This is a genomic window from Halomonas sp. M4R1S46, assembly GCF_025725685.1.
In the GTDB taxonomy this organism is placed as follows: domain Bacteria; phylum Pseudomonadota; class Gammaproteobacteria; order Pseudomonadales; family Halomonadaceae; genus Halomonas.
The window spans coordinates 2,331,866-2,350,910 of record NZ_CP107008.1 but is presented as its reverse complement, the minus strand read 5'-3'; the positions used below and the strand labels follow the sequence as shown (position 1 = coordinate 2,350,910).

Sequence of the window (19,045 nt, the reverse complement as noted above, 5' to 3'; positions counted from 1 at the left end):
ATCGTCGCTGGGGCTGACGCTGTGGCGTCAGACCTGGCCCATGGCCATCGGCGTGATGGCCCTGCTGGGGTTCCAACTGGTGGACAGTGCCTTCGTCGCCCGGCTGGGCACCCGGCCACTGGCGGCCCAGTCCTTCACCTTCCCGCTGTCGTTCCTGATCATCGGCGTTCAGGTGGGCATGGGCATTGCCATTGCCGCCCTGGTGTCTCGTGCCCTGGGTGCCGGGGAGACGGGGAGGGCGCGGCGCCTGGGCAGCCTGGTGCTGCTGGCCGGCACGGCGGTGATCGCGCTGCTGGGGCTGGTGCTCTGGCTGACCCAGGGGCCGGTCTTCCGCCGGCTGGGGGCCGACACGGCATCGCTGGCACTGATCCGCGACTACTGGGCCCCCCAGCTCCTGGCCGCCTGGTTGGGCGCGGCGCTCTATTTCGGCTACAGCCTCTTCCGTGCCCATGGCAACACCCGACTCCCGGGGTCGCTGATGGTGCTGACCAGCCTGGTTAACCTGGCGCTGGACCCCCTGTTGATCTTCGGCATCGGTGACTGGCCGGGCCTGGGCCTGCCCGGGGCGGCCTGGGCCACGGTGCTGGCCTTCGGGGTGGGGCTGGTCGTGCTGGGCGCCCGCCTGCGGGGGACGCACTGGCTGGCCGGAGCGGGGCTGTTGGCGGAGGCCCGAGAGTCACTTCGTCCCTTTGCCGGCATCGCCGGCCCGGCCATGGTCAGCCAGTTGATGCCCCCGCTTGCCGCCATGCTGGCGATCGCGGTGGTGGCACGGCTGGGCGAGGCCGAGGTGGCGGCCTGGGGACTCGCCAGCCGCCTGGAGACCCTCTCGCTGATGGTGGTACTGGCCATGACCATGTCGCTTCCGCCGTGGCTCGGGCGCTGTTACGGCGCCGGTGACTGGGAGCAGGTACAACGCCTGATGCGCCTGGCGCTGCGCGTGGTGGTGGCCTGGCAGCTGCTGCTGGGGGTGGTCCTGGCGCTGGTCTCGCCCTGGGTCGCCGAGACCCTGTCGGGCAACCCGGAGGTGCGGGACGAGCTGGCGATCCTGATTCGTTTCCTGTTGCCGAGCTACGCCGCCCTGGGCGTGTGCATGCTGGTGGTCTCGGCCGGCAACGCGCTCGGCTGGCCGCTCAGGGCCATGCTGATGTCCGCGGTCCGGCTGTTCGTGTTCTACCTGCCGTGCCTGTGGGCCGGGGCCTGGGTGGCCGGGGTGAGCGGCCTGGCGCTGGGCGCCGCCGTCGGCAACCTGCTGGCGGGGCTCGCGGCCTGGCAGCTGCTGCGACGCATTCTGGCGAGCCCCCGGCGCAGCCCAGCCCATGGTAGTTGAATGGACCAAAAAATGACGGATAATCGAAAAATAAGTCTGAGTAGTATTAAGAATTTGGTTATTGTGTAAATTTATTGACATAAAAACAGAATAATAGCCTGTATTGTTCGCCCTATACTCTGTCCCTCATTCGGCCCGGGTTCCCCGCCCGGGCCATGCCGTTCCCGCAAGTGACAACGAGAAGGTGAGGGCAGCACATGAAGGTACTGATTCTTGGCAGTGGCGTGGTGGGCGTCACCAGCGCGTACTACCTGGCCCGCCGGGGCCATGAGGTCACGGTGGTGGATCGACAGCCGTCGCCGGCCATGGAGACGAGCTACGGCAATGCCGGCCAGGTATCCTTCGGCTTCTCCTCGCCCTGGGCGGCGCCGGGTATCCCCCAGAAGGCCATGAAGTGGATGTTCCAGGAGCACGCCCCGCTCAAGATCCAGCCCAGGATGGACCCGACCATGGCGCGCTTCATGATGAAGATGTTCGCCAACTGCAACGCCGAGCACTATGCCGTCAACAAGGAGCGCATGGTGCGCATCGCCGAGCACAGCCGGGCCTGCATCGATGCCCTGCGTGCCGAGACGGGGATCCGCTACGAGGATCGCCAGCGCGGCCTGCTGCAGCTGTTCCGCCACGATAGCCAGGTCGAGGCGGTGGCCAAGGACATGAAGGTCCTGACCCAGTGCGGCGTGCGCCACGAACTGCTCGACAGCGAGGCGATCAAGGCCGTGGAGCCGGCGCTGGCCCGGGTGCCCGGCAAGTTCGTGGGGGGGCTCCACCTGCCCGATGACCAGACCGGTGACTGCCATCTGTTCACCAATCGCCTGGCAGACCATTGCCGGGAGCAGTTGGGGGTCGAGTTCCGCTTCCATGTCGATATCCAGCGTCTCAAGCGCGGCGGTGCCGGCATCGAGAGCGTGGTCACCAGCGCCGGCGAGCTGACCGCCGATGCCTACGTGGTCTGCCTGGGCAGCTATTCGCCGTTCCTGGTCAAGGACCTGGACATTCGCCTGCCGATCTACCCGGTCAAGGGCTACAGCCTGACCATACCGGTGGTCGACGATGGCGGGGCCCCCCAGTCCACGGTGATGGATGAAAGCTACAAGGTGGCGATCTCGCGCTTCGACGATCGCATCCGCGTGGGAGGGACCGCGGAGCTGGCCTCCTATGACCTGAGCCTGCTGGAAAAGCGTCGAGCCACCATCAGCATGGTGGTCCAGGATGTCTTCCCCGAGGGGGGCGACGTGGCCAGGGCTGAGTTCTGGACCGGCCTGCGTCCCATGACGCCGGACTCCACGCCGATCATCGGGGCCACCAAGCACGGCAATCTCTGGCTCAATACCGGTCATGGCACCCTGGGCTGGACCATGAGCTGCGGCAGTGGCCAGCTGCTCTCGGACCTGATCGACGCTCGCCAACCGGCCATCGACCCGCGTGGGCTCGACGTCTCGCGCTACGTCTGATCGCCGCGACCGGCCCATCCTGCAGCCCGCCCGGCCTCGCCGCGCGGGCTGTTCTGCTTTGGCAACACTGTAACTGGTTGATCACGCAGGGATTCGGGATTCCGGTGCGAAGGGGTGTCGTCGAATGCCGACGATCCCTCGGGCCCAGACGGACGTCTCACCGTGTAGTGTGGCCCGTGTTCGTTAATAACCAATTGTTTTTGAAGTGTTTTATTTAGTCCTGGCATATCTTTCGCTGCTCCAGCCTGTAGCCCTGGCGATCCTTGTCCAGGGCGTCGGGCGGCAGCAAGGGTTCTCCGCCGCCACGGAGGGTGCCGGGCCAGGGACGGGTCCGGTCGACAGGGAACCCCATACACAGGACAGGCCGGGAGCGCCCGGCGGTTCGATGACGGAGGTAGCATGCAGCTGAAGACACTGGGTATCAGTATCACCCTCGCGATCGCGGGGCTTGGCGCCAATACCGTCCTGGCCGACAGTGCCGGGATGCAGACACAGGCCGAGACCTCCCACCAGGCGGAGGCGGCCGGGCAGAGTGCCGGGGCAGAGCTCGGCGTCGAGGCCCAGGGCAGTGCCGGCACGGGCATGGGCACCGAGGCCGGACAGGGTGCCGCCGCGGACGGCAGTGCCGGCACGGGCATGGGCGCCCAGGCCGGACAGGGCGCCGCCGCGGAAGGCGAGCCCTACCTGGGCACCGAGCAGGCCCAGGAGCAGGCCGGTGACACGCTGGAGGCGGCCGGTGAGCGTGCCGCAGGGTCCATGGAACAGGCCGCCGGGACCGCCGACGAGGCCCTGGAGTCGGCCACGGGTACCGCCGAGCAGTCACTCGAGTCGGCCACCGGCACCGCCGAGCAGAGCCTGGATAACGCCGCCGGGGCGGCGGGGTCGGCCGGGGCAGACGCCGGCCTCTCCGGCTCCGCCGAGGGCGAGGCCAGCCTCGACTGACCCGCCACCCAAGTGGTCGTGGCGTGTCCACCGAGGCATTCGACAGACAATGAAATGCAAAGACGCCCGGGTCGTGAGACCCGGGCGTCTTGTGTGAGCAGGCGGTGGGGCCGGCTCAGTTGACCGCGGCGATGGCCTTGGCCAGGTAGGGCAGGTTCTCGTCGGAGAAGCCAGCCACGTTGGCACGGCCGGAGCGCACCATGTAGATGCCGTACTCGTCACGCAGGCGGTCCACCTGGTCCGGCGTCAGGCCAGTATAGGAGAACATGCCGCGCTGTTCGGCGACGCAGGCGTATTTCTCGTCGAGCCCGTAGGGCTGGAGGGCCTCGACGAACTGGCGCCGCAGCCCGTTGATGCGATCGCGCATCTCGGTGAGCTCCTCGCGCCAGATGGCGGCGAGCTCGGCGGAATTCATGATCTCGGAGACGATGGAGCCGCCATGGGCGGGCGGGTTGGAGTAGTTCTCCCGGGCCACGATGGCGACCTGGGAGCGCACGTTCTCCATCTGCTCGGCGTTCTTCGCCACCATGATCAGGCAACCGGTCCGCTCGCAGTAGATGCCGAAGTTCTTGGAGCAGGAGCTGGTGACGATCATCTCGTCGAGGTTCTCGGCGAGCAGGCGCACGCCGTAGGCGTCCTCGTCGAGGCCCTCGCCGAAGCCCTGGTAGGCGAAGTCGACCAGCGGCAGCAGGCCACGCTCCTTGACCACCTCCAGCACCTGTTGCCACTGGTCCCGTGACAGGTCGAAGCCGGTCGGGTTGTGGCAGCAGGCGTGCAGCAGCACCACATCGCCCTCGGGAATCTGCTTCAGGGCCGCGAGCATGCCGCCGAAGTCGAGGCGATTCTCGGCATCCACGTAGGGGTACTTGTGCAGCGTGAGGCCCGCCGCCGGGAAGATGCCCAGATGGTTCGGCCAGGTCGGGTCGCTGACCCAGACGTCCTTGCCGGGCAGCTGGGTGGCGATGAGGTCCGCGGCCAGGCGCAGGGCACCGGTGCCGCCCGGTGACTGGGTGGCGCTGGCGCGACCGGCCTCGAGGACCGGCGACGACGCGCCCAGCACCAGCGGCAGGATGGCCTGGCCATAGCGCGGGTCGCCGTGAGAACCGATGTAGGTCTTGGTGGTCTCGTTCTTGAGCAGCAGGGCCTCGGCCTCCTTGACCGCGCGCATCACCGGGGTATTGCCCTGGGCGTCACGGTAGACGCCGACGCCGAGATCGACCTTCTGGGGATTGGTGTCCTTCTTGAAGGCCTCGATGAGCCCGAGGATGGCGTCCCCGGGAACCCGCTCAATTTGCTCGAACATTTACTTCGCTACCTCGTCGGTTCTGGCGGCTAGGATGAAATCGTTCTTGTGCAGGCCCTTCATCTCGTGGGACCACCAGGTCACGGTGACCTTGCCCCATTCGGTCAGCAGGGCAGGATGGTGACCCGCGTCCTCGGCGATCTCGCCGACGCGATTGGTGAACTCGAGGGCCTGACGGAAATTGCGGAACGTGAAGCTCCGCTCCAGCTGCATGATGCCATCGCGCTCGACGATCTGCCACTCGGGGATGTCGCGGCGGAACTGCTCGATCTCGCTCTCGGTGACGTGGGGGGCATCCCAGCTGCAGGCTTCGCACTGCTGTTCGGAAAGCTCGCTCATGATGACTCCTTGTGGTTGTCGGGGGAATTCGCTAACGGCGGTGGTCAGGCGCTGGCGGCTTCGGCCGGCTTGGGCTTGGGCGGGAAGCGCGGCTCGAACAGGCCGAGTTCCATCGCCTCGTGGACCATGCTCATGATGTCGCGGCCCGCCAGCTCGTGCAGCGTCTCCAGGCCCTCCAGAACATAGTAGAGGGGCTGGAGGATATCGATGCGATAGGGCGTGCGCAGCGCATCAATGGGGTCGAAGGGCGCGTGCACCGGCACCTCGGACAGGGCGTGCAGGGTCTCCTTGGGCGAGGAGATGATGCCGCCGCCATAGATGCGCCGCCCCGCCGGCGTGTCCACCAGGCCGAATTCCACGGTCATCCAGTAGAGCCGCGCCAGGTAGACGCGCTCCTTCGGCGAGGCGGTCAGCCCCAGGCGGCCGTAGGTGGCGGTGAACTCGGCGAAGGCCGGATTGGTCAGCATCGGGCAGTGGCCGAAGATCTCGTGGAAGATGTCCGGCTCCTGCAGGTAGTCCAGCTCCTCCGGCGTGCGGATGAAGGTGGCCACCGGGAAGCGGCGATTGGCCAGGAGCTCGAAGAAGGTATCGAAGGGGATCAGCGCTGGTACCTGGGCGGTCTCCCAGCCGGTGGCCTCGCGCAGCACCGCGTCCACCTCGGCGAGCTGGGGAATGCGCTCCACCGGCAGCGCCAGGCGCTCCATGCCGTCCAGATACTCCTGGCAGACGCGGCCCGGCAGCAGCTCGACCTGGCGCTCCATCAGGGTCTGCCAGGTGGCATTCTCCTGATCGGACCAGGCGATATGGCCCTGGGCATCGGGCATCCTGGCCTGGTAGGCGGTCTTCTTGCTTGTTTGAGCCTTCATGATGTCTCCCGTGGCGGTTGGGGTTGTGATGGCCTTGGAGGGAATACCCGGAGTCTAGGCTCGTCGGCGCGGGGAGGGAGGGCCGGGGCGGAGGGGCAGGCCGCGAGAAAGGGCGGCCTGTCGTAACGAAATCTTGACACCCGAGGCCCTCCCCCTCTCGGCGGCGTGCCAGGACAGGGATGTCGGGCGTTGTCGCGGCTCTCGTGTCACGTTATCTTGACAGTAGAGTCATGCTCGCCTGACGCCCTTTTGCCGCCGTCGGTCCTTTCTTTCTTTGAGTGCCCCATGCGTCTGAGATTCCACTGCCAGAACCGGATCGGCATCCTGCGCGACATCGTCGCCCACTTCGCCGATTACGGCCTCAACGTGGCCCACGGCGAGGTCGGTGGCGAACACGGCAATGCCATCTACCTGCATGTGCCCAACCTGCTCAACGCCCAGCTGACCACCCTCAAGCCCGAGCTCGAGCGGGTGCCCGGGGTGTTCGGGGTCCGCCGGGTCAGCCTGATGCCCAGCGAGCGACGCCACCTGGAGCTCGATGCCCTGCTCTCGTCGCTTTCCGACCCGGTGATGTCGATCGACATGGAGGGCCACCTGGTGGCCGCCAACCGGGCCGCCGGCCAGCTGCTTGGGGTCCGGGTCGACGAGGTGCCGGGCCTGTCCCTGGACCGCTACCTGCCCGACCTCGACCTGCCGGCGCTGATCCGCCGCAACAACGCCCGGGTCAATGGCCTGAGGGTCAAGCTGCGTGACACCGTCTTCCTGGCCGACATCGCGCCCCTGCATCGCGAGAACCTCGTGGACGTCGCCTCCCTGGCCGGGGCCGTGGTCACCCTGCACCGGGCCGATCGCATCGGCGAGCGCATCTATCAGGTGCAGCGCCAGGAGTTGCGCGGCTTCGAGTCGCTGTTCCAGTCCAGCCCACGCCTCGCCGCGCTGATCCGCGAGGCCCGGCGCATGGCGCCGCTGGATGCCCCCTTGCTGATCCAGGGCGAGACCGGCACCGGCAAGGAGCTACTGGCCAGGGCCTGCCACCTGGCGAGTCCCCGCGGCCAGGCGCCCTTCATGGCGCTGAACTGTGCCGGCCTGCCGGAGTCGATGGCCGAGACCGAGCTGTTCGGCTATGCCCCCGGGGCCTTCGAGGGCGCCCGACCCGAGGGCAAGCTGGGGCTGCTCGAGCTCACCGCCGGCGGCACCATCTTCCTCGACGAGGTGGGCGAGACCAGCCCGCGCATGCAGGTCAAGCTGCTGCGCTTCCTTCAGGACGGCGGCTTCCGCCGGGTCGGCAGCGACGAGGAGACCTACCTGGACGTGCGGGTGATCTGTGCCACCCAGCAGGACCTGCCGACGCTGTGCGCCGAGGGGCGCTTCCGCCATGACCTCTACCACCGGCTCAACGTCCTGACCCTGGCGGTGCCGCCCCTGCGCGACTGCCTGGACGGCATCGAGGAACTCGCGGCGCACTTCATCGACCGTGCCGCCCGGCAGATCGGCTGCCCGCTGCCCACCCTGTCGCCGGCCGCCGTGGCGCGCCTGACCGGCTACCACTGGCCGGGCAACGTGCGTCAGCTCGAGAACGTGCTCTTCCAGGCGGTCTCGCTGTGCGAGGGCGGGACCATCGAGCCGGCCCACCTGCGCCTGCCCGACGTGGGCCAGGCGCCGGGACTGGCCGGCATCGACCTGGACGGCTCGCTGACCGAGATCCTCGGCGAGGTGGAGCGCCGGGTCCTGGCGACCCTCTATCCCCAGCACCCCTCCAGCCGCCAGCTTGCCAAACGGCTGGGGGTCTCCCACACCACCATCGCCAACAAGCTCAAGCGCCACGGCATCGGCACGGAGGAGGCATGAGCGGCCTGGTCCCGAGGCGCGGCCGCCTGCCGCTGTGGCTCAAGCTCGCCTTCACGCTCTGGGTGGTCATCTGGGCGACGCTCTATGGCCGGGTGCTGGGCTGGCAGAACTTCCTGTGGCTGTGCGACCTGGCGAGCTTCCTGATCCTGGTCGCCCTCTGGACCGAGAGCCGTCTGCTGATCTCCGCCCAGTGGCTGGCGGTGACGTTGGTGGGCGTGCTGTGGGCAGTGGATGTGGCGGTGGCGCTCGCCACCGGGGTGCATCCCATCGGCGGGACCGAGTACATGTTCAATGCCGCCCGCCCCCTGGCCTTTCGGCTGCTTTCGCTGTTCCATCTGCTGCTGCCGTTGGTGGCGGGCTACGGCGTGTGGCGGCTGGGCTACGACCGCCGCGGCCTGGGATGGCAGGTCGCCCTGACCTGGGTGGTGATTCCGCTGAGCTACGTCGTCACCGACCCCGAGCGCAACATCAACTGGGTGCAGGGCCCCTTCGGTCAGCCACAGGCGAGCCTGGATCCGCTGGTGTATCTCGTCGGACTGATGCTGGGCTGGCCCCTGGTGGTCTATCTACCGGTGCACCTGGCGACCCTGGCCCTGCGTCGCCGGCCGTGAGGCGTCATCCCGTCGGCCGTTGCACGAGCCAGTCGCGTACCTCGGCGAAGGGATAAGCCTCCAGGGCGGCGAAGCCGTCGAGGCGACGGGCCTGGTGGCGGGTCAGGCGCGGGGAGGTGAGGCCGCACAGGAAACGGGCCAGCAGGGCCGGCGTGGCGGCGTCCCCCTCGTCGGCATCAACCAGGCGATCCCGCAGCGGCGCACACAGTCGCTGGATGTCGAGTGCGTCCAGGGGGGTGGGCCGGGGCGGTGTCGGCAAGCGGGCGGCCTCGCCGCGACAGGCCGAGCAGTGGCCGCAGCGCTCGGGCGCGCGGGTGTCGCCGAACCAGTCGGCCAGGCGTCGGGTCAGGCAACCGTCGGTCTCGAACAGCGCGAGCATGGCGTGCAGGCGCGCGATCTCGGCGCGCTCCTTGTCGACGAAGTAGTCATGCAGGGCCGAGACGAGCGCTGGGGCGTCGACGCGCTCGACCACCTCGAAGACCTCGGTCATCTGGCGGGTCTCCAGGACCAGCCAGCCCTTGTCGACGAAGTAGTCCAGGGCGGTGATCACTCGCCGCCGCGAGGTATCCAGGCCGCGCTCGCCGCCCAGCCGCTCCAGCGCCGCGAAGTCCAGGCTGTACCAGGTGCGGGCCCGGGAGGAGGCCGCCAGGATCGCCTCCACGAAGGCGCGACGCTCGCCCTGGAAGCGCCCGACCAGCGCCTCGGCGTCCTCCAGCAGCCGGAAACGGTACTCGGCGAAATAGCTGTAGCGTGGCCGGATCACCCCGCGCAGCTCCAGCTGCACCAGCAGGGTCTTGAGCGGCAGGGGGCGGATGTCGCTGTCACGGGACAGGGCGTTGAGGGTGAACTCCCAGGCCTGGCCCGCGGGCGGCAGCATCTCGATGACCCGGGCGATGGCGCCGCGCTCCGGCGTGTCGCCATAGGCGAAGTTCTCCAGCACGTTGAGGTGGTCCCCCCCGGCCAGCATCAGGCATTCGGCGGGGGCGCCGTCGCGGCCGGCCCGGCCGATCTCCTGGCTGTAGTTCTCCACCGACTTGGGCAGGTCGTAGTGCACCACCGCGCGGATGTCGGCCTTGTCGATGCCCATGCCGAAGGCGATGGTGGCGACGATGCAGGGCGCCCGGCCGGCCATGAAATCGTCCTGCAGTCGGGTGCGCGTCTCGCCGTCGAGTCCGGCATGATAGGCCACCGCCGGCAGGCCGGCGGCCTGCAGGTAGGCGGCGATGCGCTCGGCGGTCTGCTGCAGGGTCACGTAGACGATGCAGGGCCGCGGGGTGGCCTGGGTGAGGCGGGGGCGCAACCAGTCGACCAGCCGACGGGGGCGCTGCTCGGCGGGCACCGGTGCCACCTGCAGGTCCAGGTTGGGACGATAGAAGCCGGTGGCGGTGACGTCGGTGGCCTCGATGGCGAAGCGCGCGCACATGTCGTCGATGACCCTGGGCGTGGCCGTGGCCGTCAGCAGCAGCACCTGGGGGATGCCCAACTCGCGGCGCACCTCGGGCAGCTTGAGGTAGTCCGGACGGAAGTTGTGCCCCCACTCGGAGATGCAGTGGGCCTCGTCGACGACCATCAGCGACAGCGGCACGCGGCGGATGAAGGCCCGGAAGCGCTCGTTCTTGAGGCGCTCGACCGAGACCATCAGGACGCGGATCCGTCCCTGGCTCACCCCCTCCATCACGGCCTGGACCTCCTCCCGGCTCTGGCCGGAGGCCAGGCTGGCGGCCGGGACCTGGTGGCGCTGCAGGAAGTCCAGCTGGTCCTGCATCAGCGCCAGCAGCGGCGAGATCACCAGCGTCAGGTGGGGCAGGTGCAGGGCGGGAAGCTGGTAGCACAGCGACTTGCCGGAGCCCGTGGGGAAGATCGCCGCGGCCGAGCGACCGGCCACCACGGCCTCGATCACCGGGCGCTGTCCGGGGCGGAAGTCGGGATAGCCGAAGACCCGCTCGAGGGTCTGGTCGATGGCGGTCATGCGCACTCCTGGGCCGTCACGAAGGGGGCCTCAGGATACACGCTCGCCGGGGCGATGACCCGCACCGCCTCCCCTTGGCATAATGGGCCGTTTACGGGTCCCAAGGATGTCACATGACCGCATGGAGCAAGCTGCTCGTCGCCACCACGCGGCTGATCGACCTGCACGACAGTGCCCACGAGCCGGGCTCCCCCTTCGTGCAGGTCAGCCAGGAGACTCGGCGGGGCTGGCGCGACGGCTACTGGCTGGATCTCGGTTGCCTGCTGCTGGAATACCTGCTCGATGTCGATTTCGCCACCAACAGCGCCTTCGTCTCCCAGGCCCGCTGCCTGGCCTGGCTGAAGAGCTATTATCCCGACCTGGTGCATGACGACCTGGCGTTCGTCATCAACCTGCTGGCCACGCCCAGCGAACTGCACTTTCGCCAGTCGTCCCCGACACCGGAGGCGCGCCAGGCTCCCCCGGCAGCCGAGGCGCGTCAGGCAGCCCCGATGGCCGGCACGGGCCGCGCCGAGGAGGCGACGCGGGGCGGACGCAGCACCAAGCGCACGGCGCTGATCGAGAAGCAGGGCCAGACCGGCCAGGTGCGCCTGACGCCCAGCGGCCGCCAGGCCGTGACCCTGGCCGGTCAGGTCGAGGACCTGCTGTACTCCGAATACGATGCGGCCAAGGTGTTGGCGGCGCTGGCGCGGGGCGACTTCGCGCGGATTCCCGACATCACCAACCAGATCCTGCTGGCGATTCGTGCCCTGACCCAGGAACTGCGCCGGGTTCGCGAGAACCCCACCCGAGAAGGCAAGCTCTCGGCGTTGCTGGACAACGAGCGGCACTACCACAATGCCCTGTCGAGCATTCAGCAGACGCTGCTCGACGCCCGGGCCCAGCTCGGCACGCCGCGGCTGATGGAACGCTTCGCGGCCTGGCGCGAGGCCCAGGCCGAGGACTGGGACCTGCGCATGCTGTCCGGCGCCATCGGCCGGGTGCTCACCGCCATCGAGAACCTGTCGCGGCGCCTCTCGGAGTTGCTCGCCGATATCGCCGAGGGGCGCGTCCAGTCCATGGGGGTGGTCGACTTCGCCGGCCTGGCCCGTGAACTGTTGACCGCCTCGCCGCAGCCGGCGCTGCAGGCGGCGCTGGTCAAGCGCATGATGCCCTTCCACCAGGCGGTGGCGGTGCCGCGCCTGGCGCCGCTGCTGCCCCTGCTCGAGACGCGCCGGGCCGAGACCAGCCATGCCGCCCTGGTGTTCGACGAGACCGACGACGCCCGCCCCCAGGACCCGCTGCTGGCGCGCTTCCTCGAGGCCCGGGGGCCGGCGCTGCGGCGTCGGGTGGCGCGGCAGCCGCTGTCGCTGCCCGAGGCGCTGGCCGAGGGCTGGCACCGCTTCGAGGAGGCCGACTGCCTGCCCCAGCTGCTCAACGTCTTCGTCGACACCCAGCAGCTCGACGACGCCCTGGCGGTGGGCATCGAGGCCCGGCCCTTCCGGCTGGACCTGCCCGACGGTCGACGCATCGAGGGCCACGTGACGCCCAGCCTGAGACTCGCCGCCGCGGCCGACGGGTCGCTCCTTGCCACGCAACAGGACGCTCCGCAATGAACATGACCGAGATGGGCGAGGTGGTCGCCTACCTGCTGCGCTACCGCAGCGCCGAACGCCAGCCGGGCAGCGGCCGCAAGCGCCGTGCGGCCCGGGAAGGCCAGCTCTCCGAGCGCGATGTCTGCGCACTGATCGACGATGCCAGCGATGCCGAGCGCGAGGCCCTGCGCGATTTCCTGGCCGGGCAGGGCCTGCGGCTGCGGGTCCTGGAGGCCGGCGACTACCCGGGCATCGCTCCGGGCTCGCGGTACTATGCGCTGTTGCCCGACCCCGAGCTCGAGCAGCCGCCACTCTACACCCGGGAGCCGGTGTTCGATGCCCTGCGCCTGCGTCAGGAGAGCCGCGGCGAGCTGGCCCAGTGGTACCTGCAGCTGTGGCTGCTGATGCACACCCTGCTCTATACCCGCTATAACCGGGCGCTGTCGGACGTCAGCCGCTACCAGGAGGCGACCTTCTCGGCGCCCGAGCTGGTCGAGCTGATGCGCGACCAGCTCGAGGCCCTGCGCGGCCTCGGCGAGACGGTGCCGGCGGCCAACCTGTCGCTGCTCGACGAGCGCGGCGAGGACATCAGCCGGCGGGTGCGGGCCTTCATCGACCTGCAGGTCCGCGCCGGCTTGCTGGAACCCCTGCGCGAGGCCGCCGAGGAGGGGGGCGAGGTCTGGCAGCAGACCCTGCTCGGCGCCCTGGAGAGCGAGCAGGTCGGCATTCACCAGCTGGGGCACCTGCAGGCCCTGGCCGAGGGACGGCTCGAGGAGCCGGGCGCCGTCCCGGCCGAGGCCGGGGAGGAACAGGATGCCGAGGAGGGCGAGGCATGAGCGTGATCAACCGGATCGAGGTGGCCAACCTGCTCAACAAGCACGGCGACGTGGCGTCTCCCTGGGAGGCGAAGATGCGTCACCTGTTGCTCGACCTGCGTGGCCAGTCCAGCGCCATCAGCATGGAGAACGGCTTCGGCAAGACCACCCTGGCCGAGGCGCTGATCGGGCTGCTGTCCCGGGACAAGACGCTGCTGACGCGGACCCGCCGTAAGTGCTCGCCGACCCAGGTGGCCGGCCAGGGGCGCAGCTGGAGCCACCTGCGGGTGGAGTTCCGCTCGCGCAGTGGCCAGGGCGGGCAGGAGGACATGCTGGCGGCGGCGGGCGAGGAGGTCGCCGGCGAGACCTTCGTCTTCGGCTTCTACGGCTACAGCGACGGCAGCGGCCTGTCCTTCTATCACTATACCGGCCGACTGGAAGAGGTCCCGGTGCACCACCAGACCGTCGACGGCAAGCTGGCGCTCTACGCCAACAGCGACGTCAAGACGGCCATGGGCCGCCAGGGCGTTCGCCTGACGCTCAACCGCGAGGAGTGGCTCGAGGCGGTGGGAGCCCATGTCTCGCGCCGGGAACTGGCCCAGCTCGCCGCCTTCCAGAAGGACGGCGGCGCCGACAAGAGCCAGATCTTCAACGCCATCCGTCCCCGGGCCGGCGAGAAGGCCGACCAGGCCTTCTTCTTCGAGGTGCTGGCCCCGGAGATTCTCTCCGGCGCCACCCGCGGCGAGACCGACGAGGGCGAGGAGTTGATCGAGGAGGTCATCCTCAACTCCGGGACCAACATCACCGAGTTGCGTCACCGCCTCGAGGAGGCGGAGCGCGACCAGCGCCGTACCGGCGACAAGGTGGAGTGTCTCGCCGGCCTGACGGCCCGGGGCGAGACCCTGGTCGAGGCGCGTGATCGCCTCGCCGCGCTGGACCGGGGGCTGGCCGCCAGCGAACGCCTGCTCGGCGGCCAGGCGCTGAGCGGGCTGCCGGGGGTGCCGCGGCCTCCCGGTGACGGCGACGAGGCCGAGTGGCTGGCCGGCTTTGCCTGGGGCGCCGGGGACACCGGCCGACCCCGGGTCTCGGTGTGGCTGCTCGCAAGGCTCAGCGGGCTCGGCGAGCGCCGCTTGCGCCAGCTGCTCGCCGACCAGGGGCAGAGGGTGGACAGTCATCGCCGGCTGGTCCACCTGCCCGAGGCCTCCTGGGTCGCCGCCCGGGACGTCGCCCACCTGAGCTTCGAGGCCGCCCGGGACTGGCTGGCGGGTAGCCTGGCCTTCGATGACGACGCCGCCCGGCACCGCGCCGTCACGGCCCTGGAGACGGGCGCCGAGGCCTTCGAGGCCCTGGATGGCAACCGCTACCGGGACGAGGTGATCGCCGACCGGCACTACCTGGCCGAGCTGGACCACGACCTGGCGGGGCTCGACGACGAGGCCGAGCGGCTCGACCAGGAGCGCGAGCGCCTGGCGTCCCGCCAGCGGGAGTTCGTCGACAACCAGAGCTTCTTCACCCAGGCCCTGTCCGAGGGGCTCTTCGACGAGGCCGAACTGGAAGCGCCCATGGACACCGCCGAGGCCTGCCGGGCCGAGGCGGCGTCGGCCCGGCAGGCGCTGCTGGACCACACCACCCGGGTGGGAGAGCTCTCGCGGGTCGCCGAGTGGCACGACGCCTTCCGCTGCGAACACCCCGGGCTCGACCCGGAGGCAGTGCTGGAGGAGAAGCGGGAGCGCCAGGCGACCCTCGAGGCGGCGCGGCACACCGCGACAACCGAGCGCGATAGCGCCGCCGCCGCCGTCGAGAATGCGCGGGAAGCGCTTGGCCGCCTCGACGGGGAACGCCAGCGGCTCGCCGGGGAGCGTGGCCCCCTCGAGCAGGGGCGGGCGCCCTGGGAGGCCTTCCGTCGCGGCTGGCCCGACGCGGCGGTGTCCGGCTTCTGGGCCGGTCGCAAGGCGGCGCTGGCCGAGCTCGACGAGGCCTGTCGCGAGGCGCAGCGGCAGCGCGAGGAGGCCGAGCGGCGTCGGGCGCGGCTGACACCCCTGGCCGAGGCCGCGGAGCGCTATCGCCGCCTCCACGGCGAGGACGAGCCCGTCCACCTGCGTGACCGCCTGCACGCCGAGTCCCGCACCCTCGCCGACGAGGCCCACCGGCTCGAGGCCGAGGAGGCGCGCCTGCGCGACCTGCACGCGGCGCGCCTGGCCTTCGCCGAGGTCAGCGAGCTGACCCCCACGGACTGGTTGCGGGACGCGCGGCGACGCTATCCGCGGCTGCTCGCCGAGGCGGAGCAGCTCGAAGTCGAGCTCGCCCGTCGCGAGACCTACCTGGAACAGTTGAATCGCGATCCCCTCGAGCGCCGCGCCGTGGAGGCCGAGGCCCACGCCTGCCTGGACGCCGCCGGGATCGCCTGGCAACCGCTGCATGGGGTGCTCAACGATCCGGCGCACCCCGAGGCACGACGTCGGGACTGGCTGGCCCAGGCCGCCGGCCTGCTGTTCGCGCCGGTCGTCCAGGGCGCCGAGGCCGCCGGTGCCGCGGCCGAGGCCCTGGTCGAGGCGGGCCTGGCGGTGCCGGTGGTCGAGCGCGAACGACTCGCCGACTGCCTGGTGGCAGACGCGTCGCCGCTGGGCGCGATCCAGGGTGTCGAGACCCTGGCGGTGAAGGCCGCCCTGGACCCGCGCCACCTGGAGGCCCTGCGCGAGGCCACCCAGCGGCGCCTGGTCGCCGATCGCCAGCGCCGCGAGGCGCTGGCGGCCGAGTGTGGTCGCCTCGACCCCCATGGCGAGCGCCATGCGCTGGCCCTCCAGGCACGTGAGGCCGACGAGGCGGACGTCGAGACGGCGCTTGAGCGGCTGGGGGAGCGGCGCGAGGCCCTCGAGGCACGTCGCCAGGCGCTGGCCCCGCGGCTGACCGACGACGCCCTGAGCTGCATCGACGATTACCAGCGGTTTCTCCAGGAGGGGGGCGAGATCGCCCTGGAGGAAGCCGCCGAGGAGAGGCTCGCCGCCGAGACGCGCCTGGCCGAGGTCGAGCCGGCCCGCGAGCGGGCCACCCGGGAACTCGAGACCCATGGCGACACCTGGCTCGCCGCCGAGCGATTCGCCGATGCCGGGGGCGCCCAGCGCCTGGCCGAGCTGGATGAACGCCTGGCCCGGCTCGATGAGCAGTGGCAGCAGGCCGAGGCGCGACGGGCGGCGAAGACCGAGGCCCTGGAGGCGGCGCGTCGGCGACTCGACGATCTCGAGGGCCAGCTGCAGGGACTGTTCGCCGATGGCGAGCGTGACCGCCTCCAGGCCCTGGCGGAGTACGAGCGCCAGGAGGGCCCGGCCTTCATGGCCGGGGCCGAGGCCCGCCAGGCGACCCTCGAGGCGGACCAGGCACGGGCCAGCCGGCGCGCCGATTTCGACTTCGAACGGATCCGCGCCTACCTGGCGGTGCGCGATGCCAGCGGCGGCAGCCAGGCCCTGGAGCGCGACCTGGTCAACCTCGAGCGCCGGCTGAGGGAGACCCGGGAGGCGCGCAAGGCCAAGGACCGGGAGCGTCGCGACGTCCAGGCGCGCCTGACCGATCAGCAGGCCGCCCTCGGCTGGGTGGATCAACTGGGCATCGCCTGGCTGGAGGCGGTGCGCCAGCTGCCGGAGGGCTGGGCGCGGCGGCTCGGGGTCCCGCTGTCGCCGAGCGAGGCCACCTGGCCCGAGGACGCCCCGCAGGCCGAGGCGCGCGAGGCGGCGCTGGCCCGCTGGCGAGCCCTCGCCGGTGGCGCGGAGGAGACGGATCTCGCCGAGCTGGAAGGCTGCCAGCAGTCGCTGCTCGACGCCCTCGGCGAAATGAACCTCGGCGAGCGGGCTCGCGACCGCGAGCGCCAGGCCCGTCAGGTGGCCGAGGCCGAGCGGGCGTTGGCCGCGGCCCTGGAGGAGAGTGCCCACAGCCGCCTGTTTAACGAGACCGAACGGGCCCGGCTGGCGTCCTTGCAGGGGGTGAACGAGGCGACCCTGGCCGACCTGGCCGGCCTGCATGCCCAGCTCGACGAGCAACTGGCGGAGCACCGCGGCCGGGTCGCGCGCCTGCAGGCTTCCCGCGACCAGATCGAGGGCACCCTGGTCGAACGCCTCGGCTCGATCATCGGCGATGCCGCCGGCAACCTGGATATCCTCAGGCGCGTGGCCCGGCGCGGCAGTGAGCGTCGTGATGGCGAGGACGGCGCCTACTTCGAGGTCAAGGCCGGGCTGATCGGCGGCGGCCAGCTCCGCGAGCTGATCGTCACCCTGCTGGCCGATATCGACGAGCACCAGGCGGCACTGCGGCGGCGGGCCGAGCGCGACGGCGGCCTGGCCGAGGGGGAGGCGCTGCGGCGTGACGACGAGCTGCTGGGGCAGATTCGCCGTCGCATCTATCGTGGCCTCTTCCACGACGTGGCGATCCGCCTCAAGCACGACGCCATCCGCCCCCATGGGCGACTGTTCTCGCTCAACGAGGCGATGTCGGAAGGCCAGCGCGAGGCGGTGTCGCTGATGTGGCTGGTCAAGCTCTCCGAGTTCGCCATCGAGCGCGAGCTGCGCGAGTTGCCCGGGCACCACAAGCGCCGGGCCCGGGCCAGCCGCGAGAGCGTGATCCTGCTCGATGGCCTGTTCTCCAAGCTCTCCCATCGCCGGCTGATCCAGGATTCCCTGGAGTCGCTGCGCAACACCCGCGGGCGCTTCCAGATGATCGGGCTGATCCATAATCCCAACTACGAGAACGATGCCGAGATATTCCCCACCTATCTGGTGGGCAGCGTCATCGGTGGCGTGCAGGGGCAGGGCGGGCACGTGATGGTCCGCGACGGGCGAGTGGCCGCCCCCGAGTCCCTGGGGCGAGGTGAGGGGGAGGCGAGCCTGTTCGGTATCCATGTCACGGAGGCGGCGACATGAGCGAACTCCAGGACACCGTGGAAGCCGTCCGGTCATGGCTGGAAGACGACTGGTGTCGCCATCGCCGCGTCCGCGTGGCGTCCCGGCGGTGGCAGGCCGCAAGCCTGGTGAGGAAGCTGAAGCAGGAGGGGGTTTGTGGCTCGGTCTTCATCGCCTGGCGGGCGCTGGCCGAGTTGGCCAGACAGGGGGTCATCGATGCTTCATCCACCTCGCTCGATAACCGGGTGTCGCAGGCGTTCGGGTTGTCGGAGGGAGAGTGCCATCGCCTCGAGCAGCGCCTGGTCGTGCCGGATGCCGCCCTCGGCCTGGCCGATCACCAGGCCGGGCCCTGGGCCCGAGCCCTCGACGGCGTTCTCGACGACTGGTCGCTGGCGGACCAGCGACGCCTGGTCGAGGGCCTGCGCCGGCTTGCCGCCGACCTGCCCGAGGCCTATGGCTTGAGCGCCAAGGTGGCCAGTGCCCGCTACCTGCTGGGCAGCAGCAAGTTGCTCGAGGCGCTGCCGGGCGAGTTGGTGCGCAGCTTCGGCATCGAGCCGCGGGACTTTCGCGCCGCCCCGCTGTGGCTGTTGGCCGCCATGCCCGAGGCACCCGAGAGTCTGCTGCTGATCGAGAACCCGCAGAGTTTCGCCCAGGCCTGCCGGGTCGGGCTGGATCGCCGCCTCGCCGTGGTGTGCAGCTTCGGCTACGGCCTCTCGCTTGGCGAGGCGATGCTCGACCCGGCGGCCGTGCGCCTGGTCGGCGAGCAGGGGCTGTCCCACGATCTGACGGCATTGCTCACCCTGCCGTCGCCGACCTACTGGGGGGACCTCGACCCCGAGGGGCTGCGGATCTATCGGCGCCTGAAGGCGCAGCTTCCCGCCTTGCGGCTGTCCGCGTTGCTCGAACCCATGGCCTCGGCGCTGGCGGGGCAGGGGGGCCACCCGCTGCATCGCCTGACCGGCAAGGAGGGCCAGCGGTCGGCCGGTGATTGGACGCGTGGGGTCGATCAGGAAGCGCTGGAGGATGCGACGGTGGCGGCGCTGGGCGGGCAATCACTGCCCTCGGCCCTCGAGGCCGAGTGGATGGCGGCCCTGATCGAGTAGGCCATCGA

Annotated in this window: 13 protein-coding genes; 9 read left to right on the top strand and 4 right to left on the bottom strand. The window is 70.3% G+C overall.

Annotated elements, in window-relative coordinates; genetic code table 11:
* Positions 1-40: 40 nt before the first annotated feature.
* The 3 genes from OCT48_RS11110 to OCT48_RS11100 all read left to right on the top strand — a co-directional run bounded on the left by OCT48_RS11110 (position 41) and on the right by OCT48_RS11100 (position 3,723).
* A complete protein-coding gene (locus tag OCT48_RS11110; RefSeq protein ID WP_263592613.1) occupies positions 41-1,327 on the top strand; it encodes an MATE family efflux transporter in 1,287 nt (428 codons plus the stop codon).
* 197 nt (positions 1,328-1,524) lie between these two features.
* A complete protein-coding gene (locus OCT48_RS11105; protein WP_263589221.1) occupies positions 1,525-2,781 on the top strand; it encodes a D-amino acid dehydrogenase in 1,257 nt (418 codons plus the stop codon).
* Between the two features lie 399 nt (positions 2,782-3,180).
* Positions 3,181-3,723 (top strand): hypothetical protein, encoded by a 543-nt coding sequence (locus OCT48_RS11100; protein ID WP_263589220.1) that lies wholly within the window; start codon positions 3,181-3,183, stop codon positions 3,721-3,723.
* A 115-nt stretch (positions 3,724-3,838) separates the two neighbouring features.
* Here OCT48_RS11100 and OCT48_RS11095 read toward each other — a convergent pair whose 3' ends face one another.
* The 3 genes from OCT48_RS11095 to phhA are packed head-to-tail and all read right to left on the bottom strand — an operon-like array spanning position 3,839 to position 6,231.
* Positions 3,839-5,026: an aromatic amino acid transaminase gene (locus OCT48_RS11095; RefSeq protein ID WP_263589219.1), complete on the bottom strand. Its 1,188-nt coding sequence runs from the start codon at positions 5,024-5,026 to the stop codon at positions 3,839-3,841.
* Positions 5,027-5,365 carry a 4a-hydroxytetrahydrobiopterin dehydratase gene (locus OCT48_RS11090; protein WP_183382130.1) on the bottom strand — a complete coding sequence of 113 codons (339 nt, stop codon included), beginning with the start codon at positions 5,363-5,365 and terminating at the stop codon, positions 5,027-5,029. It abuts the gene before it with no gap.
* Positions 5,366-5,409: 44 nt separating this feature from the next.
* On the bottom strand, positions 5,410-6,231 hold the full coding sequence (gene phhA, locus OCT48_RS11085) for a phenylalanine 4-monooxygenase (RefSeq protein WP_263589218.1): 822 nt from the start codon (positions 6,229-6,231) through the stop codon (positions 5,410-5,412).
* A 285-nt stretch (positions 6,232-6,516) separates the two neighbouring features.
* On the opposite strand from phhA, the gene OCT48_RS11080 reads away from it, so the two are divergent.
* Together OCT48_RS11080 and OCT48_RS11075 are read left to right on the top strand one after the other, a co-directional pair.
* Positions 6,517-8,079, top strand: coding sequence for a sigma-54-dependent transcriptional regulator (locus tag OCT48_RS11080; protein WP_263589217.1), 1,563 nt, complete (start codon positions 6,517-6,519; stop codon positions 8,077-8,079).
* Positions 8,076-8,690 (top strand): hypothetical protein, encoded by a 615-nt coding sequence (locus OCT48_RS11075; protein WP_263589216.1) that lies wholly within the window; start codon positions 8,076-8,078, stop codon positions 8,688-8,690. The genes OCT48_RS11080 and OCT48_RS11075 overlap by 4 nt, the downstream gene beginning before the upstream one ends.
* A 4-nt stretch (positions 8,691-8,694) precedes the next feature.
* On the opposite strand, the gene OCT48_RS11070 is transcribed toward OCT48_RS11075, so the two are convergent.
* The gene (locus OCT48_RS11070; RefSeq protein ID WP_263589215.1) at positions 8,695-10,659 is read right to left on the bottom strand and encodes an ATP-dependent DNA helicase RecQ; all 1,965 of its coding nucleotides are present in this window, start codon (positions 10,657-10,659) and stop codon (positions 8,695-8,697) included.
* 113 nt (positions 10,660-10,772) lie between these two features.
* Here OCT48_RS11070 and OCT48_RS11065 point away from each other — a divergent pair, with 113 nt between their 5' ends.
* From OCT48_RS11065 to OCT48_RS11050, 4 genes are read left to right on the top strand one after another with little or no spacing between them, the layout of a single operon-like run.
* Complete coding sequence (locus tag OCT48_RS11065; protein WP_263589214.1) at positions 10,773-12,254, top strand: hypothetical protein; 1,482 nt, start codon at positions 10,773-10,775, stop codon at positions 12,252-12,254.
* Positions 12,251-13,069 carry a hypothetical protein gene (locus tag OCT48_RS11060; protein ID WP_263589213.1) on the top strand — a complete coding sequence of 273 codons (819 nt, stop codon included), beginning with the start codon at positions 12,251-12,253 and terminating at the stop codon, positions 13,067-13,069. Before OCT48_RS11065 ends, OCT48_RS11060 begins: the two co-directional genes overlap by 4 nt.
* Entirely contained in the window at positions 13,066-17,955 is a 4,890-nt protein-coding gene (locus OCT48_RS19525) for a hypothetical protein (RefSeq protein ID WP_318152494.1), read from the top strand. The genes OCT48_RS11060 and OCT48_RS19525 overlap by 4 nt, the downstream gene beginning before the upstream one ends.
* Positions 17,952-19,037: a DUF2220 domain-containing protein gene (locus tag OCT48_RS11050; protein ID WP_263589212.1), complete on the top strand. Its 1,086-nt coding sequence runs from the start codon at positions 17,952-17,954 to the stop codon at positions 19,035-19,037. The genes OCT48_RS19525 and OCT48_RS11050 overlap by 4 nt, the downstream gene beginning before the upstream one ends.
* Positions 19,038-19,045: the final 8 nt, after the last annotated feature.